This window comes from Tropicimonas isoalkanivorans (assembly GCF_900112335.1).
GTDB lineage: Bacteria > Pseudomonadota > Alphaproteobacteria > Rhodobacterales > Rhodobacteraceae > Tropicimonas > Tropicimonas isoalkanivorans.
The window spans coordinates 172,876-189,679 of record NZ_FOLG01000007.1 but is presented as its reverse complement, the minus strand read 5'-3'; the positions used below and the strand labels follow the sequence as shown (position 1 = coordinate 189,679).

The 16,804-nt window shown below is 66.4% G+C and carries 14 protein-coding genes; 5 read left to right on the top strand and 9 right to left on the bottom strand.

Translation table 11 applies throughout. The features are described 5' to 3' along the window. The first annotated feature begins 29 nt into the window (after positions 1-29). The 5 genes from BM075_RS13280 to BM075_RS13260 all read left to right on the top strand — a co-directional run bounded on the left by BM075_RS13280 (position 30) and on the right by BM075_RS13260 (position 6,031). Positions 30-686, top strand: a complete 657-nt coding sequence (locus BM075_RS13280) for a DUF1028 domain-containing protein (protein WP_177208345.1) — start codon at positions 30-32, stop codon at positions 684-686. After that, positions 683-1,915 carry a M20 family metallo-hydrolase gene (locus BM075_RS13275; RefSeq protein ID WP_093361167.1) on the top strand — a complete coding sequence of 411 codons (1,233 nt, stop codon included), beginning with the start codon at positions 683-685 and terminating at the stop codon, positions 1,913-1,915. The genes BM075_RS13280 and BM075_RS13275 overlap by 4 nt, the downstream gene beginning before the upstream one ends. Before the next feature lie 232 nt (positions 1,916-2,147). Continuing rightward, positions 2,148-3,932, top strand: coding sequence for an N-acetylglutaminylglutamine amidotransferase (locus BM075_RS13270; protein ID WP_093361166.1), 1,785 nt, complete (start codon positions 2,148-2,150; stop codon positions 3,930-3,932). Beyond that, complete coding sequence (ngg, locus tag BM075_RS13265) at positions 3,929-5,653, top strand: N-acetylglutaminylglutamine synthetase (protein WP_093361165.1); 1,725 nt, start codon at positions 3,929-3,931, stop codon at positions 5,651-5,653. The genes BM075_RS13270 and ngg overlap by 4 nt, the downstream gene beginning before the upstream one ends. Positions 5,654-5,734: 81 nt before the next feature. Then, positions 5,735-6,031 (top strand): c-type cytochrome, encoded by a 297-nt coding sequence (locus tag BM075_RS13260; protein ID WP_093361164.1) that lies wholly within the window; start codon positions 5,735-5,737, stop codon positions 6,029-6,031. Here the strand turns inward: BM075_RS13260 and BM075_RS13255 are convergent. From BM075_RS13255 to BM075_RS13215, 9 genes are all read right to left on the bottom strand, one after another. Beyond that, positions 6,028-7,128 (bottom strand): imelysin family protein, encoded by a 1,101-nt coding sequence (locus BM075_RS13255; RefSeq protein ID WP_093361163.1) that lies wholly within the window; start codon positions 7,126-7,128, stop codon positions 6,028-6,030. The two genes, BM075_RS13260 and BM075_RS13255, sit on opposite strands and share 4 nt — an antisense overlap. 244 nt (positions 7,129-7,372) lie before the next feature. Beyond that, positions 7,373-8,947 (bottom strand): PhoX family protein, encoded by a 1,575-nt coding sequence (locus tag BM075_RS13250; RefSeq protein ID WP_093361162.1) that lies wholly within the window; start codon positions 8,945-8,947, stop codon positions 7,373-7,375. A gap of 251 nt (positions 8,948-9,198) precedes the next feature. Continuing rightward, on the bottom strand, positions 9,199-9,897 hold the full coding sequence (gene rpe, locus BM075_RS13245) for a ribulose-phosphate 3-epimerase (RefSeq protein ID WP_093361161.1): 699 nt from the start codon (positions 9,895-9,897) through the stop codon (positions 9,199-9,201). Further along, positions 9,894-10,826: a CbbX protein gene (gene cbbX / locus BM075_RS13240; protein ID WP_093361160.1), complete on the bottom strand. Its 933-nt coding sequence runs from the start codon at positions 10,824-10,826 to the stop codon at positions 9,894-9,896. The genes rpe and cbbX overlap by 4 nt, the downstream gene beginning before the upstream one ends. Positions 10,827-10,922: 96 nt before the next feature. Further along, positions 10,923-11,312 carry a ribulose bisphosphate carboxylase small subunit gene (locus BM075_RS13235; protein WP_093361159.1) on the bottom strand — a complete coding sequence of 130 codons (390 nt, stop codon included), beginning with the start codon at positions 11,310-11,312 and terminating at the stop codon, positions 10,923-10,925. Between the two features lie 11 nt (positions 11,313-11,323). Continuing rightward, on the bottom strand, positions 11,324-12,793 hold the full coding sequence (locus tag BM075_RS13230; protein ID WP_093361158.1) for a form I ribulose bisphosphate carboxylase large subunit: 1,470 nt from the start codon (positions 12,791-12,793) through the stop codon (positions 11,324-11,326). A gap of 18 nt (positions 12,794-12,811) precedes the next feature. Continuing rightward, a complete protein-coding gene (fba, locus tag BM075_RS13225) occupies positions 12,812-13,891 on the bottom strand; it encodes a class II fructose-bisphosphate aldolase (protein WP_093361157.1) in 1,080 nt (359 codons plus the stop codon). A gap of 22 nt (positions 13,892-13,913) precedes the next feature. Beyond that, positions 13,914-15,920 carry a transketolase gene (tkt, locus tag BM075_RS13220; RefSeq protein ID WP_093361156.1) on the bottom strand — a complete coding sequence of 669 codons (2,007 nt, stop codon included), beginning with the start codon at positions 15,918-15,920 and terminating at the stop codon, positions 13,914-13,916. After that, positions 15,917-16,804, bottom strand: a complete 888-nt coding sequence (locus tag BM075_RS13215) for a phosphoribulokinase (RefSeq protein WP_093361155.1) — start codon at positions 16,802-16,804, stop codon at positions 15,917-15,919. The genes tkt and BM075_RS13215 overlap by 4 nt, the downstream gene beginning before the upstream one ends.

Genomic DNA, 16,804 nt, shown 5'->3' with positions numbered 1-16,804 from the left:
CATGATAAATCTGACGCAGGAGGATGCGCATGACTTTTTCGCTGCTTGCGATCGATGAGCAAACAGGCGCCTTGGGCGCTGCTGCGGCAACGGGCAATCTTTGCGTCGGCGCTTGGGTGCTGCGGGGCGATGCGCGATTCGGGCTGACGGCGTCGCAAGGCCGGATGCCCTCTACGCTCTGGGGAGAGGACGCGCTGGGACTGCTCGCGCGGGGAGCCGGGGCGGAGGAGGCGGTCGCGCAGACCGTCTCCGGCGATGCGGGGCGGTCCGCGCGGCAGCTTGCGGCGCTGGCGCGGAGCGGCCCCCCGGCGGCGTTTCACGGTGAGGACAACCTGCCCTTTACCGGCCATGTTGCCGGGCAGACGTGGATTGTTACTGGCAATTGGCTGAAGGCGCGCGACGTGATCGAGCACGCGGCGGAGGCGCTTTCGTCCGTGCAGGGCGATTTCGCGGAGCGGTTGATCGCAGCCCTTCGCGCCGGGATCGCGGCCGGGAGCGACCGGCGGGGCACGCTGTCGGCGGCGCTCATGATCCTTGCCGAGGATGCGGCGCCGCTGGACCTGCGGGTCGATTTCGATGAGGCGCCGGTGGACCGCTTGGCAGCTCTGCTGGAGAAAACGCGGGCGCCGGACTACCGTGACTGGATGGCGGGCCTGCCGACAAGACGGGAGCCGGAGAAGGCATGACGGACGATCTGGGAGCACGCGCGGCGGAAATGCTTGCCGAGGCGGCGGCGATTTCGGAGGCGGGGTCGGGCGTGACGCGCCTGCCCTTCACCGGGGAGCATCGGCGGGCGAACGACCTTGTTGCTGGCTGGATGCGAGAGGCGGGCCTGGAGGTGCGCCGGGATGCGGCCGGCACCCTGATTGGGCGGCGGCTGGGGACATCGCCGGGAGCCGGCACCTTCCTGATGGGCTCCCATCAGGACAGCGTTCGCGGCGGCGGCGCCTATGACGGGATCATGGGCGTGCTGTTGCCGATCCTCGCGCTGGAGCGGCTGGGGGACGTGGCGCTGCCCTTCGACGTGGAAGTGCTAGCTTTTGCCGACGAGGAGGGCGTTCGGTTCCCTACGGCCCTGATCGGCCCGCGTGCGCTTGCGGGCACCATCGACCTGTCGGTGCTCGACATGCAGGACCGCTCGGGTATCCATCTGCGCGAGGCGCTTTCAGGGTTCGGAGACCCCGACGCCCTCGGCTCCATCGCCCGCGATCCCTCCACCGTGCTGGGGTTTCTGGAGACCCATATCGAGCAGGGGCCGCTGCTGGAAGCGGAAGATCACCCGGTCGGGATCGTGACGGCGATTGCCGGGATCGAGCGCCACGCGGTGCGCATCGTCGGACGCGCCGCCCATGCCGGGACGACCCCGATGGGCCTGCGGCAGGACGCCCTCTGCGCCGCGGCCGAACTGGTGACCGGCGTGGAACGGATCTGCCGCGAGACCCCCGAGGCCGTGGGCACCATCGGCCATCTCGATATTGCCCCCAACGTGGTGAATGCGGTGCCTGCCGAAGCCTCCGCGACGGTGGAATTGCGCTCGTCGGACGACGACGTGCGTACGAATGTGCGGGTGCAGGTGGAGGCGCTGGCGCGGGAGGCGGCTGAGCGGCGCGGCTGCACGCTGGCGATGGAACGCACGTACCAGCAGCCGGCCAGGGCCTGCGACCCGGGGTTGCGGCGCGAGTTGGAACGTGCGGTGACGGCGGCGGGCCTTACGCCCTTCAGCCTTATGTCCGGGGCCACGCACGACGCCTCGGCAATGGCGGACCTCTGCCCGGTGGCGATGCTCTTCGTCCGGTGCCGGGAGGGTATCAGCCACCACCCGGACGAATTCGCCGCGCCGGAGGACATGGGGCAGGCCATCGACGTTCTCTATCACTTCCTGCGCGCCCGGGCGGGCGTGGGCGCGACCGCCTGAGTTCCGCGAGCGTTGGCCCGCTGCTTGGGTCAGGCAAATCCGCGACTTCTCTTTCGGCACACCTATATGCTCCGTCGTGGCGGGCCTGTGCATCGCTGCGACCGGGGTATCCCGAGGGTGCTGTCAAAACGGGCAATTCCAGGCGCGCGACCCGCGCGCCGTGCATTCGTTTGACCTTGCGTGGGCGGCTCCTTAGGTTCCGGGCGACCGAAATTAACGGAAGGACGATACTGTGTGCGGCATTTGCGGCGAGATAACTTTTGACGGAAGCCCGGCGAATGTCGATGCAGTGGCGACCATGGCCGACTGCATGGCGCGCCGCGGACCGGACAGCGCCGGTATCGTCGCTCGCGGCGACTGGGCCTTCGGCCACCGGCGGCTCCGGATCATCGACCTGAGCGAGGCCGGCGCGCAGCCTTTCGTGGATACGCACCTCGGGCTGACCATCGCGTTCAACGGCTGCATCTACAATTACCCCGAATTGCGCGAGGAACTGGAGGGGAAGGGACACAGCTTCGCCTCCCACTCCGACACCGAGGTGATCCTGAAGGCCTGGGCCGAGTGGGGCCCGGAGGCGGTTGCGAAGTTCAATGGCATGTTCGCTTTTGCCATCCGTGAGCGGGAGACCGGGCGGACCGTCTTCGTGCGGGACCGCTTCGGGATCAAGCCGCTCTACTATTCCGAGACGGGAAAGGGCCTGCGCTTCGCCTCCGCCCTGCCGGCGCTGGTACGGGCGGGTGGCATTGACACCTCGATCGACCGGGTGGCGCTGCACCACTACATGACGTGGCACGCGGTCGTTCCGGCACCCCGGACGATCCTCGCCGGTGTGCGCAAACTGCCCCCCGCGACGATCCGCATTCTGAACGCGGACGGCTCCGTTGCCTCCGAACAGACCTACTGGACGCCCACCTTCGACCGCAGCCCGGAGGACGCGGCCCGCAGTGCGGAGGACTGGGAGGAGATCTTGCTGGACGGCCTGCGCGCCTCCGTCCGGCGCCGCATGGTGGCCGACGTGCCGGTTGGTGTGCTCCTGTCGGGCGGCGTGGACAGCTCGCTGATCGTCGGGCTGCTGGCCGAGGAGGGCCAGAAAGATCTGGCGACCTATTCCATCGGCTTCGAGGAGGCGCACGGCGAGAAAGGGGACGAGTTCAAGTACTCCGACCTGATCGCGAACCACTACGGCACGAAGCACCATCAGATCTTCATCCCGTCCGAGGAGATGCAGGAGAACCTGCCGCACGCCATCGCGGCCATGTCGGAACCGATGGTCTCCTACGACAACATCGGTTTTTACCTGCTCTCCCGCGAAGTGGCGAAGACGATCAAGGTCGTTCAGTCCGGGCAGGGCGCTGACGAAGTGTTCGGGGGCTATCACTGGTACCCGCCGCTGGCCGACGCCAACGACCCGGTGGCGGCCTATGCCGATGCCTTCTTCGACCGCACCCATGCGCGGCTCGCTGAACATCTGGCGCCGGAGTACATGGTGGACAAGGACGAGAGCCTTGCCTTCGTCCGCGAGCACTTCGCCCGCCCCGGCGCGGACGACCCGGTGGACAAGGCGCTCCGGCAGGACACGAACGTCATGCTGGTCGACGACCCTGTGAAGCGGGTCGACAACATGACCATGGCCTGGGGGCTGGAAGCGCGGGTACCGTTCCTCGACCACGAACTTGTGGAACTGGCCGGGCGCATCCCGGCGGAGCACAAGCTGGCCGATGGCGGAAAGGGCATCCTGAAGCGGACGGCGCGGCGGGTGATCCCGAGCGAAGTGATCGACCGGCCCAAGGGCTATTTCCCGGTGCCCGCGTTGAAATACATCGAAGGCCCGTATCTGGAGATGGTGCGCAACACGCTGACCAACGAGTCCGCCCGGGCGCGCGGGATCTTCCGGCCAGAGTACCTGGAGACGCTCTTCGCCAACCCGAAGGACCACATCACCCGGCTCCGCGGCTCCGAGTTGTGGCAGGTCGCGATGCTGGAGCTGTGGCTGCAGGCACAGGGGATCGAGGGATGACCGACATGACCGAGCCGCAGCCCGGCACGGACGACGACCGGCCGACGCCCAATGCCAGCATCGACTGCGGCTGGGGGCGGCTGATCTTCGGCGACACGTTCGATGACCCAAAGGCGCTGGCCAAAACGCTGTCGGCCGAGCGGCACTCCCGCCGGGACATCGCGTTCTACGTCCGCGACCCGCAGGTCGTTCTGGCCGAGGCGCCGCAGGAACTGTTTCTCGATCCCTCCATCTCCTATCGGCTCGACCTGGAGCAGTTCGAGCCGCCGAATTCCAAGCTGGTGGGGGTTTCCATCCGGCGCCTGACCACCGAGCGGGATGCCGAGGCGATCAACACGATCTACGCCGCGCACGGCATGGTCGAGGTCGTGCCGCACTTCTTCTGGAACAACCGGGACGCGCGGGCGATCACCGTTCTGGTCGCGGAAGAGGACGAGACCGGCGCGATCCTCGGTACGGTCATGGGGGTCGATCACAAGCTGGCCTGTAACGATCCGGAGCATGGCACGTCGCTCTGGTGCCTGGCCGTCTCCCCGCATGCGCGCTATCCCGGCATCGGCAAGGCGCTGGTGCTGCGGCTGGCGGAGGAGTTCAAGTCGCGCGGCGGCCGGACGATGGACTTGTCGGTGCTGCACGGCAATACCGAGGCGATGGCGCTCTACGACAAGCTGGGTTTCGAGCGCTTCCAGGCCTTCACCATCAAGCGCAAGAATCCGATCAACGAGCCGCTCTTCGTCGGCGGGACGGAGGCGGAGGGGCTGAACCCCTATGCCCAGATCATCGTCAAGGAAGCGCGGCGCCGGGGTATCTTCGTGGACGTGATCGATGCCGAGGCGGGGCTGTTCGAGCTGCAAATGGGCGGCCGGCGGATCAAGTGCCGCGAAGCCCTGAGCGAATTGACCAACGCGGTGGCGATGTCGATCTGCGACGACAAACGGGTGACGCGCCGCATCGTTGCGGCGGCCGGCGTCAAGACCGCCGAACAGTGCGAGGGCGAGAGCTCTGAGGACCGCGCCGCCTTCCTCGAGACGCACGGCGCGGTGGTTGTCAAACCGGCGCGCGGCGAGATGGGCGACGGCGTGTCGGTCGATCTGCGCACCGCGGATGAAGTGGAGGCGGGCGTCAAGCGCGCGCAGGAGATCTCGTCGGACGTGATCGTCGAGAGTTATATGGAGGGGGAGGACCTGCGGCTCGTCGTGATCGACTACAAGGTCGTGGCCTCCGCCATCCGGCGTCGCCCCTCCATTGCCGGGGACGGCATCCACACCGCGCTGCAACTGATCGAGGCGCAGAGCCGCCGTCGCGCCGCGCAAACCGGTGGCGAGAGCCGCATCCCGCTCGATGCGGAAACCGAGCGGTGCCTGCTGGGCGCGGGTTTTTCCTATGAGGATGTACTGCCAGAGGGCACCGAAGTGACCGTCCGGAAGACGGCCAACCTGCACACCGGCGGTACGATCGTGGACGTGACGGACGTCACCCATCCCAAGTTGATCGAGGCGGCCGTCGCATGTGCGCGGGCAATCAACATCCCGGTGACGGGGATCGACTTCATCGTCCGCAGCCCGATGAAGCCGGACTACATCTTCATCGAGGCGAACGAGCGGCCGGGACTGGCCAACCATGAGCCGCAGCCCACCGCGCAGCGGTTCATCGACCTGCTCTTTCCGATGACCGTCGCGATCGAGGCCTCTCGCGTGGGGGCCAAAGACGGGGCGGCGTAACGGCCATTCGCGGGCCGGGCGTCATGTCCGTGTCACCGACGTCGGGTTCAATGTCGCGGAAATTGAAACGGAGTCGAGACAATGGGCATCTCAGTCCCGAGGACCCGCCACGCCACTGCGCTCGGCGCCATTCTGGTCTTGTGCTGCGGGGCGGCACAAGCGGATGACACAGCGCAGGGCGAGTCCATCTACCGCGACAACTGCATCGACTGCCACATGGAGCACGCGGAGGGTGACGGCATGGCGCCCGACATCCGTGGCGTCCCCCGCAACAGCCTCCGCCGGGCCATGGGCGGCTTCGACGCCATGCCGGAGTTCGAGTTGTCCAAGGGAGACGTCGCGGAGTTGCTGAGCTACCTCCATAGCCTCAAGGACTAATCCCCGTCCGCAGCGCTGAAGCCGGTGTCCACGCCCAGGTTGGGGCCCACGTCCTTCGCCACCTCCAGTTGCAGGTACCGGATCTTGGTTTGTAAGGCCTCAACCCTGGCGCGCCCGTCAGGCTCCGTCACCGCCTCCGCCAATGGGTCACCGATCTCGGCCTGCCGGTTCAGAGCCTGTGCAAAGACTGTGAGAATCCAGGCGCGGTCGGTTTCCCGCAGGTCGCCTGCGAAACCGGTCTCGATCAGTTCCGCGAGCCCAGCCAGTTGCGCGGCCACGATTTCGTCACTCAGTCCGGACCGCCACGCCTCCGTCCGCCGCGGGTAGCTCCGCCCTCCCGTGCCCAGCGGCCGGCCGAGTCGGGCCTCGGCGACGCGTGTCAGGCCGAAGTCGACGGCGGTGTAGAGCGTCGCGGTGAATTCGCCCGGCGACAGGTAAACCGGATTCTCCGGCCCGGCGGCGCGCGCGATGTCAGCCCAGCCGTTCGGCGCGAACCACGCGTCGTGGAGGTCCTGCGCCAGTCCGCTGAGGAAGCCGGAGATGCCCACGATTGCCGGGCAGGGCTCCAGGTCGGTGTACAGCAACCGTTCGAGCGCCGGCAGTCCCTGAGCGGCGGCTGACATGGCCGCGACCGTCTCTGGATCGCGTTGCGCGTCGGGAGGCAGGGCGAGCAATGCGTCCAGCCCGCGGCCGACGAAATCTTTCTTGTCCGGCCAGAAGTTGACGGTCAACGCCGCTCCGAGCTGCTCGACTGGTCCGAATTGGTAGCTGTCCAGCGGCGCCCAGGTCAACCAGGCCCGCCGGAGGGCCGCTTTCACGTCGTCTTCGGTCCGGGAGCCGTCACAGACCCCAGCCGCGGTAACGGCCAACTCGGCAGTCGCGTCGCGAAAGGCACCGAACTGGCGGTCCAACACCTCCAGAGATCGGCGGCGTAGGGCGGCGTGATCCACCTCGCCACGACCGGGGGGCCAGTAGGGCAGGCCAAGGTCCTCATTGACTGCCTTGGTTCGCCCGCTTCCCCCGTGAGCCGCGGGTGTCACGACGAGCACGGCCGACAGAATGGCAGCGGAAAAGACAACGGCGCGGGAACGGATCATCGGGAGTCACTCCAGAAAGCTCTTTCAAGGAAGATTGCCGCCGCCGTTACCGGAGGTGTCGTCGTCTCATCCCCGACGCCGCCCCGTCTTCTCGTTGTGAAAATACCCCGGGGGGTCCGGGGGGCAGCGCCCCCCGGCCGGTCGGACCGGCACGCCGGTCCGAAACCTCGACCAGCAACCGACGGCGGCACGATACGGGGAGGCGTTTGCCGCCTCCCCCAGTTCTACGCGAAACGGCCCGAAATCAGCTCTGGCTGTTGCGGGTCCAGACCCACAGGGCGTTGTTTTCGTGGTTGCCACTGTCCTCGCCGATCACGACCTGGCCGTTCGCGCGAACGAGGATGTTGTCCGGATTGGCAATCGAGTCGAGCGGGCAGGCGTTCAGTTCGGCGTCCGCGTTGAACCCAGAGCCCGCGACCACCGGCACCATGGCCGAGACGTCGTAGCTGGCGTCGAGTTCCATCTCGTAGACCACGCCGCACTGGTTCTCGGCCACGTCGATGTCGCCTTCGCCATCCGACATAGTTTTTGATACCTCGGACATGGCCATGTACATGTACGGAACCGAGCCATCCTTGGCACCGTCGTAGTTGATGTTCACGCCTTCCATCTTGCGGAATTCGCCGGTCGCGCCCTTGGCGACGGCGGCACGACGGGATTCCAGGAACGCGACGCGGTTGTCAGCGGCCTCGCCGGCGGCCCAAGCGGCGACCTCCTCGTCGGAGATGTAATTGGTCTCTCCGGCGACGTGATCCTCGATGCCGATACCGTCGTAGTCCGTGATCCATTCGGCAATTTCGGCGTCGGTTCCGTGGGCCAACTCCACCCATTCGATGCCGAAGGGCGTTTCACCGGCAGCAGCGCCCGCCGCGCCCTGCTGGGTGATCTTGGCGGCGTAAAGCGTGCCGGCGGAAAGGTCACCCGCAGTGTCCGCGATGAACTTGAAGAACACAACGCCCGTGCCGTCGTCCGACAGGTAGACGGTCTTGTTGTCCGGCATCACGACCGAATTCTCGTGGCTGAACCGCCCCATGGCGAAATGCTTCACCGGCGTGGTGGCGCCGGCCGGATCAGTGATCTCGATAATGTAGCCATAGTCGTACGGGTTCGGATAGGTCCCCTCACCGAGGTAGGAGGCGAGCATCTGGGTGTCCTCGATGTACTTGTACTCGGGGTTGTTCCAGTCGACCGTGTCGTCGAAGTAGAGCTCCTCCGACGTCAGCGGCGTGCCCCATGGCGACAGCGTTCCGAAGCAGTTCACCCAGGTGCCGTCGACGTCGGAAAAGTCGATCATTTTCAGGTCCGACGTGTCCACGGACCAGCTGCCGTCCTCGGCGCGGGCAATCTTGGCGCGGGACATGCCGCCGGGGCGGTTCTCCCAGTTGGTGAAGAGGTAGCCCTCGCTGTCGCCGGTCGGCACGAAGGCGTTGAAGTCCGGGTCGTTGGAAACGAGCAGCTCTTCACCGCCGATCGACGTGATGACGCCGACGATCCCCTCATCGCCTTCCTGCAACAGGATCTGGTAGTCGCCCAGCGACGAGCGGATCACCGATTTCTCATCGCCCTCGGCCGGCATCATCTCCGTGGCGCTCCAGTCGGCATTCGCGACCACCCCGACGGTCGCCTTCGCGAACTCGGTGGGGAGCTCATCGCTCGGATGCTGGGCGTTGAAGAAGAGGTCCGGGCCAACTTCGAAAAGGCCGGTGATCTCGGCGTCGAGCGGAACGGTGGCGATACGCTGGATGGACTGAGCGCAGGCCGGCGCCGCAAGCACGGTGGTACCCAGCAGGGCGACGGCAATGGATCTCGTATGGGTCATGTGGAATGCATCCTTGGTGTGAACCTGGGCGGGCCGATTCCCGCGGCCCCGGAGGCATATGACCCGCCAAGCGTGACACTGGCGTAACACCGCGCCGGCCACCCGACGGTTGCGCGGTGCAGGATCGGATCATTGAAAGGCGGGACGGGCAGTCAAGCTGACGTTCCGAAAGGCATCGGCACTCTGCGGAGCTCATCGACGGACGGCCCCGCCGCGAGGCGTTCAGACGCCGAGGACGATCACCGCCAGCGTCAGGCTGCCGATCCGATGCCCATCGCGGCGGCACGAATGGCGCGGATGTTCTCGCCATAGATCGCAGCCGCGTCGACAGACCCGCCCCGAAACACCGCGGAGCCCGCCACCAGCACGTCGGCCCCGGCCTGCGCGACCAGCGGCGCGGTGGTCGTGTCCACTCCGCCGTCGACCTGAATGTGGATCGGCCGGTCGCCGATCATCTGCCGCAGCCGCCGGATCTTGTCCACTTGCGAGCGGATGAACGTCTGCCCGCCGAAGCCCGGGTTGACCGTCATCACCAGCACCATGTCCGTGAGGTCCAGCAGATGCGCCACCGCGTCGAGCCCCGTCCCGGGGTTCAGCGCCAACCCCGCCTTCATCCCCGCGCCCCGGATCGCCTGCAAGGTGCGGTGGATGTGCGGGCCCGCCTCGATATGCGCCGTCAGCATGTCCGCGCCCGCATCCGCGTAGGCGCCGATGTACGGCTCGACTGGCGAGATCATCAGGTGCACATCCATGAAGGTAGTCACATGCCGCCGGAACGCCTTCACCGCGGGCGGGCCAAAGGTGAGGTTGGGCACGAAATGCCCATCCATCACGTCCACATGCACCCAGTCGGCGCCCTCCGCCTCGATGGCGCGGATCTCCTGCCCGAAGTTGGCGAAATCCGCCGACAGGATCGAGGGCGCGATCTTGATGGACCGATCAAAACTCATGGCGTCTCTCCCTGCTGGCGGGGCCGGTCCACGTCGAGCCCGCCGCGAAAGACGCGGCTGGCGCGGATGTCTGGCTCTTGGATCGTGCTCAGCGCCTCGGCCGTCAATGGTCCGCTGCTTTCGGAGAACAGCCTGTTCGCCTGCCTGAGACGGGCACGGTCCAGCGCGTTGCGCAGCGAACGGGCGTTGGCGAAATGCGGCTGCTTGCGGCGCAGCTCGACGTACTCTGCCAGCGCCGCCTTCGCGCCGTCGTCGAGGCGATAGCTCTGAGCCGCCATCATCTGCTCCGCAATCCGCATCAACTCGCCGTCGCTGTAGTCCGGAAACTCGATGTGGTGCGCGATCCGCGAGCGGAACCCCGGGTTCGCGGCAAAGAACGTATCCATCCGGTCGGCATAGCCCGCCATAATGACCACCAGGTCGTCGCGATTGTTCTCCATCACCTGCAGCAGGATCTCGATCGCCTCCTGGCCGTAGTCGCGCTCGTTGTCGGGCTTGTAGAGGTAATAGGCCTCGTCGATGAAGAGCACGCCCCCCATCGCCTTCTTCAGCACCTCCCTGGTCTTGGGCGCCGTATGCCCGATGTACTGGCCCACGAGGTCATCGCGTGTCACGCTCACCAAATGCCCCTTGCGCACATACCCGAGCCGGTGCAGCAGCCCCGCCATCTTCTGCGCGACCGTCGTCTTTCCGGTGCCGGGGTTGCCGGTGAAGGACATGTGCAGCGTCGGCGTTTCCTGCACGAGCCCCAGGTCGCGCCGCGCCCGATCCACCAACAGCAGCGCCGCCGTCTCGCGAATCCGTGTCTTAACCGGCTCCAGGCCAATCAACTCCGCGTCGAGCTCCCGCAGCACCTCCGCCACGCCGGAGGCTTCGTACCGGGCCGCCAGATCGACCGTTGCCGGAGGTATCGTCGTCGTATCATCCATGCCGCCGCCCCTTGTTCTCGTTGTGAAAATACCCCGGGGGGTCCGGGGGGCAGCGCCCCCCGGCCGGTCGGACCGGCCACGCCGGTCCGAAACCTGTTACCGCCGCACGTCCCAGGCGTATTTCTGGGTCCGCCCCTCGAAATCTGTTCGCTGCATGTGGATCGTCGGCTCCTCCGACGGCCGATTGACGATGAAGGACATCTTGACGGACTCCACACCCCGCGTGTCGTCGAAGGCGTTCAGCCGGATATAGGCGTCGGGATGCGCCGCGCGGCATGCGTCGAGCTCCATCATCACGCCCTTGGCGTCGCGCAGGTCGAACATCGGGTTGCCCCACATGTCCCAATAGGTGTTCCGGGGGTGTGGGTCGTCGGTGTATTCCACCCCGATCGCCCAGCCGTTCTCGAGGCAATACTCCACCTGCGCGGTGATCTGGGCGTCGCTCAGGTCGGGCAGGAACGAAAAGCAACCTTGTGTGATACGCATCGTGTCTCTCCTCACATTGCCGGCGTTGCGGTCGGCACGAAGTCCGACGTGTCCGTCGGCGTATAGTTGAAGGTGATGTTGCCCCAGGTCTCGAGCGCGGCTTCCAGCGGCTTGCACCACTTGGCGGCCTCCCTCAGGATCTCCGGGCCCTCGTTCCGGATGTCGCGGCCCTCGTTGCGGGCCAGCACCATCGCCTCCAGTGCCACGCGGTTGGCGGTGGCGCCCGCCTGGATACCCATTGGGTGGCCGATGGTGCCGCCGCCGAACTGGAGCACCACGTCATCCCCGAAGAGGTCGATGAGCTGGTGCATCTGCCCCGCGTGGATGCCGCCCGAGGCGACGGGCATCACCTTCTTGATGTCCCCCCAGTCCTGCTCGAAGAAGATGCCGCGCGGCAGGTCCACCTCGTTGCGGGTCTCCCGGCAGACGTTGTAGTAGCCCTGCACCGTGAGCGGATCGCCCTCCAGCTTGCCCACGGCGGTGCCGCAGTGGAGGTGGTCCACGCCGGCAAGGCGCAGCCACTTCGCGATCACCCGGAAACTGATTCCGTGGCTCTTCTGGCGGGTGTAGGTGCCGTGGCCTGCCCGGTGCATGTGCAGGATCATGTCGTTCTGGCGGCACCATTCGGAGATGGACTGGATCGCCGTCCAGCCGATGATCAGATCCACCATCACGATGACCGAACCGAGTTGCTTGGCGAACTCCGCACGGCGGTACATCTCCTCCATCGTGCCAGCGGTGATGTTGAGGTAGTGCCCCTTGACCTCGCCGGTCACGGCAGTGGCGTGGTTGACGGCCTCCATGCAATAGAGGAACCGGTCGCGCCAGTGCATGAAGGGCTGCGAGTTGATGTTCTCGTCGTCCTTCATGAAATCCAGGCCGCCCTTGAGCCCCTCGTAGACGACGCGACCGTAGTTCTTGCCGGAAAGGCCGAGCTTGGGCTTGGTGGTGGCGCCCAGCAGCGGCTTGCCGAACTTGTCGAGCCGCTCACGCTCCACGATCAGCCCGGTGGGCGGGCCCTTGTAGGTTTTCACGTAGGCGACCGGGAAGCGCATGTCTTCCAGCCGGGCGGCCTTCAGCGGCTTGAAGCTGAAAACGTTGCCGATGATCGATGCCGTGAGGTTGGCGATGGAGCCTTCCTCGAACAGGATCAGGTCGTAGGCGACGTAGCAGAAGTACTGCCCCGGCGTGCCCGGCACGGGCTCCACTTTGTAGGCCTTCGCGCGATAGCTGTCGCAGGCGGTCAGCCGGTCCGTCCAGACCACGGTCCAGGTCGCGGTGGAGCTTTCGCCGGCGACGGCGGCGGCAGCCTCGATCGGGTCCACGCCCTCCTGAGGGGTGATGCGGAAGAGGGCCAGGACGTCCGTGTCCTTCGGCTCGTAGTCGCCGTCCCAGTAGCCCATCTGGGCGTATTTCAGGACGCCGGCGGCATAGCGCTTCTTCTTGTCCGTGATTTCCTGCGGGTTGCTCAGTTCGTTCATGGTTGTCCTCCCAGAATGTCAGGCAGCGGCGGCCGCGTCGGTGATGGGGTCCAGCACCCCGGCGGCGTAGCGCGCGGCCATTTCGTCCATCGGCATCACGCGGATCCGGCTGGCGTTACCGACGGTGCCGAAGCGTTCGAAGCGGTCGCGGCAGAGCGCTTCCAGTTCGGCCATCGCCGGGATCAGGAACTTGCGCGGGTCGAATTCCTTCGGGTTTTCCTGCGCGACCCTGCGAAACTGACCGGTCATGGCCATCCGGCAATCGGTGTCGATGTTGACCTTGCGAACCCCGTGGCGGATGCCGCGCTCGATCTCCTCGACCGGCACGCCCCAGGTCTGGGGCATCTCGCCGCCATTGGCATTGATCAGGTCCTGCAGCGGCTGCGGCACGGACGACGAGCCGTGCATCACCAGGTGCGTGTTCGGCAGGGTGTGGTGGATGGCCTCGATCACGTTCATCGCCAGGATGTCGCCGTCCGGCTGGCGGGTGAACTTGTAGGCGCCGTGGCTGGTGCCGCAGGCAATCGCGAGCGCGTCGCATTTCGTCCGCATGACGAAGTCGACAGCCTGGTCGGGGTCGGTCAGAAGCTGGTCGTGATCGAGCTTGCCTTCCGCGCCGGAGCCGTCCTCCGCCGCGGCTTCCCCGGTTTCCAGCGAGCCGAGCACGCCCAGCTCGCCCTCCACCGAAGCGCCCACGGCATGGGCGGCCTCGGCGACCTTGGCGGTGATGGCGACGTTGTAATCGTAGCTTGCCGGCGTCTTCATGTCCGCCTCCAACGAGCCGTCCATCATGACGGAGGTGAAGCCGTGGCGGATCGCGGAAAGGCAGGTTGCCTCGTTGTTGCCGTGGTCCTGGTGCAGGCAGATCGGGATCGCGGGATACATCTCGGAGAGCGCCTGCACCATCCGGCGCAGCATGATGTCCCCGGCATAGCTCCGGGCACCACGGCTGGCCTGCAGGATCACGGGCGCATCCACGGTGTCGGCCGCCTTCAGGATCGCCAGACCCTGCTCCATGTTGTTGATGTTGAAAGCCGGGACGCCGTAGCCATGCTCCGCGGCGTCGTCCAGCAGTTGTCGCAATGTGATGAGTGCCATGTGATCCTCCCTGTAAATGCTGTCAGTCGGTGTGCTGCGCGGCGGCGAGGCGTCGGGCGGCGTCGGCGACGGCCTCCGGCGTGATCCCGAAAGTGCGATAGAGCGCGGCGGCGGGTGCCGAGGCACCGAAGCCGGTCATGCCCACGAAGCCGTCGGATCGTTCCAGAAACAGCTCCCAACCCTGGCGGACGGCGGCCTCCACGCCGACGCGGGGCGCGGTGCCGCGCACGTTTAGCCGATAGGTGGCCGGTTGGTGGGCAAAGAGCTCGAAGCTCGGGGCGGAGACCACCGCAGCGCGCAAGCCATCTTCGGCAAGCACGTCGGCCGCCTTGAGCGCGATCTCCACTTCCGAGCCAGTAGCGATCAGCGTCACGTCGCGGCCCCCGTTTGCCTCGCGCAGAACATAGGCGCCGCGCGCCACCATGTTGGACTCTGTATGGGCGGTGCGCAGGGTGGGGAGGGCCTGCCGCGATAGGCAGAGTGCGGTGGGCGTCCTTTGCGAGGTTGTCGCGATCTCCCAGGCTTCCGCCGCTTCCACCGCATCCGCCGGGCGGATGACCGTGAGGTTCGGCATGGCGCGGAGCGAGGCGATGGTCTCAACCGGCTGATGGGTCGGCCCGTCCTCACCCAGCCCGATTGAATCGTGGGTGAAAACGTAAGTGACGGGCTGGTCCATCAGCGCGGACAGGCGGATCGCCGGGCGGCAGTAGTCGGCGAAGACGAGAAAGGTGCCGCCGTAAGGCCGCAGACCGCCATGCAGCGAAATGCCGTTCATCGCAGCGGCCATGGCATGTTCGCGAACGCCGTAGTGGATGTAGTCGCCCGAAAAGTCGTCGCGCGTGACCGGCGTCATGCCCTTCGTCTTCGTGTTGTTCGAGCCGGTCAGGTCCGCCGAGCCGCCGACCGAGTTGGGCAGGGTGGCATTGACCACCTCGAGTGCCATCTGGGACGACTGACGCGTCGCCACCTTGGGCGCTTCGGCGGACAGGCGTTGCTTGTGCGCGCAGATGGCCTCGCGAAGTGCGGCGGCGTCCACTGGCGCCAGATTGGTCCGGAATGCGTCCTTGCGGTCGGAGGCGTCCAGCCGTGCGGCCCAGGCGGAGCGGGCCTGCGCACCGCGTTCGGCGATCCCCCGCCAGCTCTGCCGGATGTCGTCGGGAATCTCGAACGGCGCGTGTGGCCAACCGAGAGCCGCGCGGGTGGCGGCGACCTCCTCGTCTCCCAAGGGCGCACCGTGGGTGTGGTGCGTCCCCTGCTTGGTGGGCGCGCCAAAGCCGATGATGGTCTTGCAGGCGATCAGGGACGGGCGCGCATCGTTCCGGGCGGCCTCGATGGCGGCGGCAATGGCCGCTTTGTCGTGCCCGTCCACCCCCTGCACGTGCCAGCCGGCGGCTGCGAAACGGGCCCGCTGGTCGGTCGACGTGGAGAGGTCGGTTGCCCCATCGATCGTGATCGCATTGTCGTCCCAGAGGACGATCAGCCGGCCAAGGCCGAGGTGCCCGGCAAGGTCGATGGCTTCGTGGCTGATGCCTTCCATCAGGCAACCGTCACCGGCGATCACATAGGTGTAGTGGTCCACCAGGTCGTCGCCGAAGCGGGCGTTCATCATGCGCTCGGCCAATGCCATGCCGACGGCGGTGGCGATCCCTTGCCCAAGCGGCCCGGTCGTGGTCTCGATCCCCTTGGCGTGGCCGTATTCCGGGTGGCCGGCCGTGCGCGCGCCGAGCTGACGGAACGTGCGGAGTTGGTCCATCCCCATGTCGTCGTAGCCGAGCAGATGATTGATCGCGTAGATCAACATCGAGCCGTGCCCCGCGCTCAGGACGAACCGATCCCGGTCGGGCCATTGAGCGTCGCTCGGGTCAACCTTCATGAAGCGGTTGAAGAGGACCGTGGCCACGTCGGCGAGCCCCATCGGCGCACCCGGATGACCGGAGTTCGCGGCCTGCACCGCGTCCATCGCCAGCACGCGGATTGCATTGGCCATGAGGTCTTCGACCCCTGTCTGGACGGTCTGTTGAACGTTCATCTGCGGTCTCCTCTGGCGCGGCGGGACTCCTGGATGAGGCGGATCACCATGGGCGTGAAGATGAGCTGCATGGCGAGGTCCATCTTGGAGCCGGGGATCACGATGGAATTGGCGCGGGACATCCAGGAGTTCTGGATCATCGACGTTAGGTAGGGGAAATCGATCCCCCGCGGGTTCTTGAACCGGATCACCACGAGGCTCTCGTCGGGCGTCGGAATCCAGCGGGAGATGAAGGGGTTGGAGGTGTCGACGACGGGCACTCGCTGAAAATTCACGTCCGTTTCGGTGAATTGCGGGCAGATGCAGTGCACATAGGCGTGCATCCGGCGCAGGATGGTGTCCGTCACGGCCTCGGTGGAATAGCCGCGGCTGGAGCGGTCCCGGTGGATCTTCTGGATCCATTCGAGATTGATGACCGGCACCACGCCGATCTTGAGATCCGCCAGGACGGACAGGTTGACGTCCTCGTTCACCACCGCGCCATGCAGCCCTTCGTAGAACAGCAGGTCGGCGCCCGGTTCCAGGTCGCGCCAGTCGGTGAACTGGCCCGGCGGGGTGCCGTAAGTTTCGGCCTCAGCCTCGTCATGCACGTAGGTCCGGGTCTTGCCGGTGCCGGTCTCGCCGAAGCTGCGGAACACCTCCTCCAGCTTGTCGAGCGCGTTGGCCTCGTAGGAGAAATGGCTGAACGTGTCGTTGCCGGCGGCCTTATGCGCCTCCATCTCCTCGCGCATCTCGGCGCGGTTGTAGCGGTGGAAAGCGTCGCCCTCGATCATGCTCGCCGTGATGCCCTCGCGGCGGAAGATCTGTTCGAAGGTCGCCTTGACGGTGGTGGTGCCCGCACCGGAGGAGCCGGTCACCGAGATGATCGGGTAGTTCTTGCTCAT

Bases quoted from the DNA above. Each gene is read 5' to 3' on its own strand.
- BM075_RS13280 (WP_177208345.1), top strand. From the start codon at position 30: ATGACTTTTTCGCTGCTTGCGATCGATGAGCAAACAGGCGCCTTGGGC.
- BM075_RS13275 (WP_093361167.1), top strand. From the start codon at position 683: ATGACGGACGATCTGGGAGCACGCGCGGCGGAAATGCTTGCCGAGGCG.
- ngg (WP_093361165.1), top strand. From the start codon at position 3,929: ATGACCGACATGACCGAGCCGCAGCCCGGCACGGACGACGACCGGCCG.
- BM075_RS13260 (WP_093361164.1), top strand. From the start codon at position 5,735: ATGGGCATCTCAGTCCCGAGGACCCGCCACGCCACTGCGCTCGGCGCC.
- BM075_RS13255 (WP_093361163.1), bottom strand. From the start codon at position 7,128: ATGATCCGTTCCCGCGCCGTTGTCTTTTCCGCTGCCATTCTGTCGGCC.
- BM075_RS13250 (WP_093361162.1), bottom strand. From the start codon at position 8,947: ATGACCCATACGAGATCCATTGCCGTCGCCCTGCTGGGTACCACCGTG.
- rpe (WP_093361161.1), bottom strand. From the start codon at position 9,897: ATGAGTTTTGATCGGTCCATCAAGATCGCGCCCTCGATCCTGTCGGCG.
- cbbX (WP_093361160.1), bottom strand. From the start codon at position 10,826: ATGGATGATACGACGACGATACCTCCGGCAACGGTCGATCTGGCGGCC.
- BM075_RS13235 (WP_093361159.1), bottom strand. From the start codon at position 11,312: ATGCGTATCACACAAGGTTGCTTTTCGTTCCTGCCCGACCTGAGCGAC.
- BM075_RS13230 (WP_093361158.1), bottom strand. From the start codon at position 12,793: ATGAACGAACTGAGCAACCCGCAGGAAATCACGGACAAGAAGAAGCGC.
- fba (WP_093361157.1), bottom strand. From the start codon at position 13,891: ATGGCACTCATCACATTGCGACAACTGCTGGACGACGCCGCGGAGCAT.
- tkt (WP_093361156.1), bottom strand. From the start codon at position 15,920: ATGAACGTTCAACAGACCGTCCAGACAGGGGTCGAAGACCTCATGGCC.
- BM075_RS13215 (WP_093361155.1), bottom strand. From the start codon at position 16,804: ATGAGCAAGAACTACCCGATCATCTCGGTGACCGGCTCCTCCGGTGCG.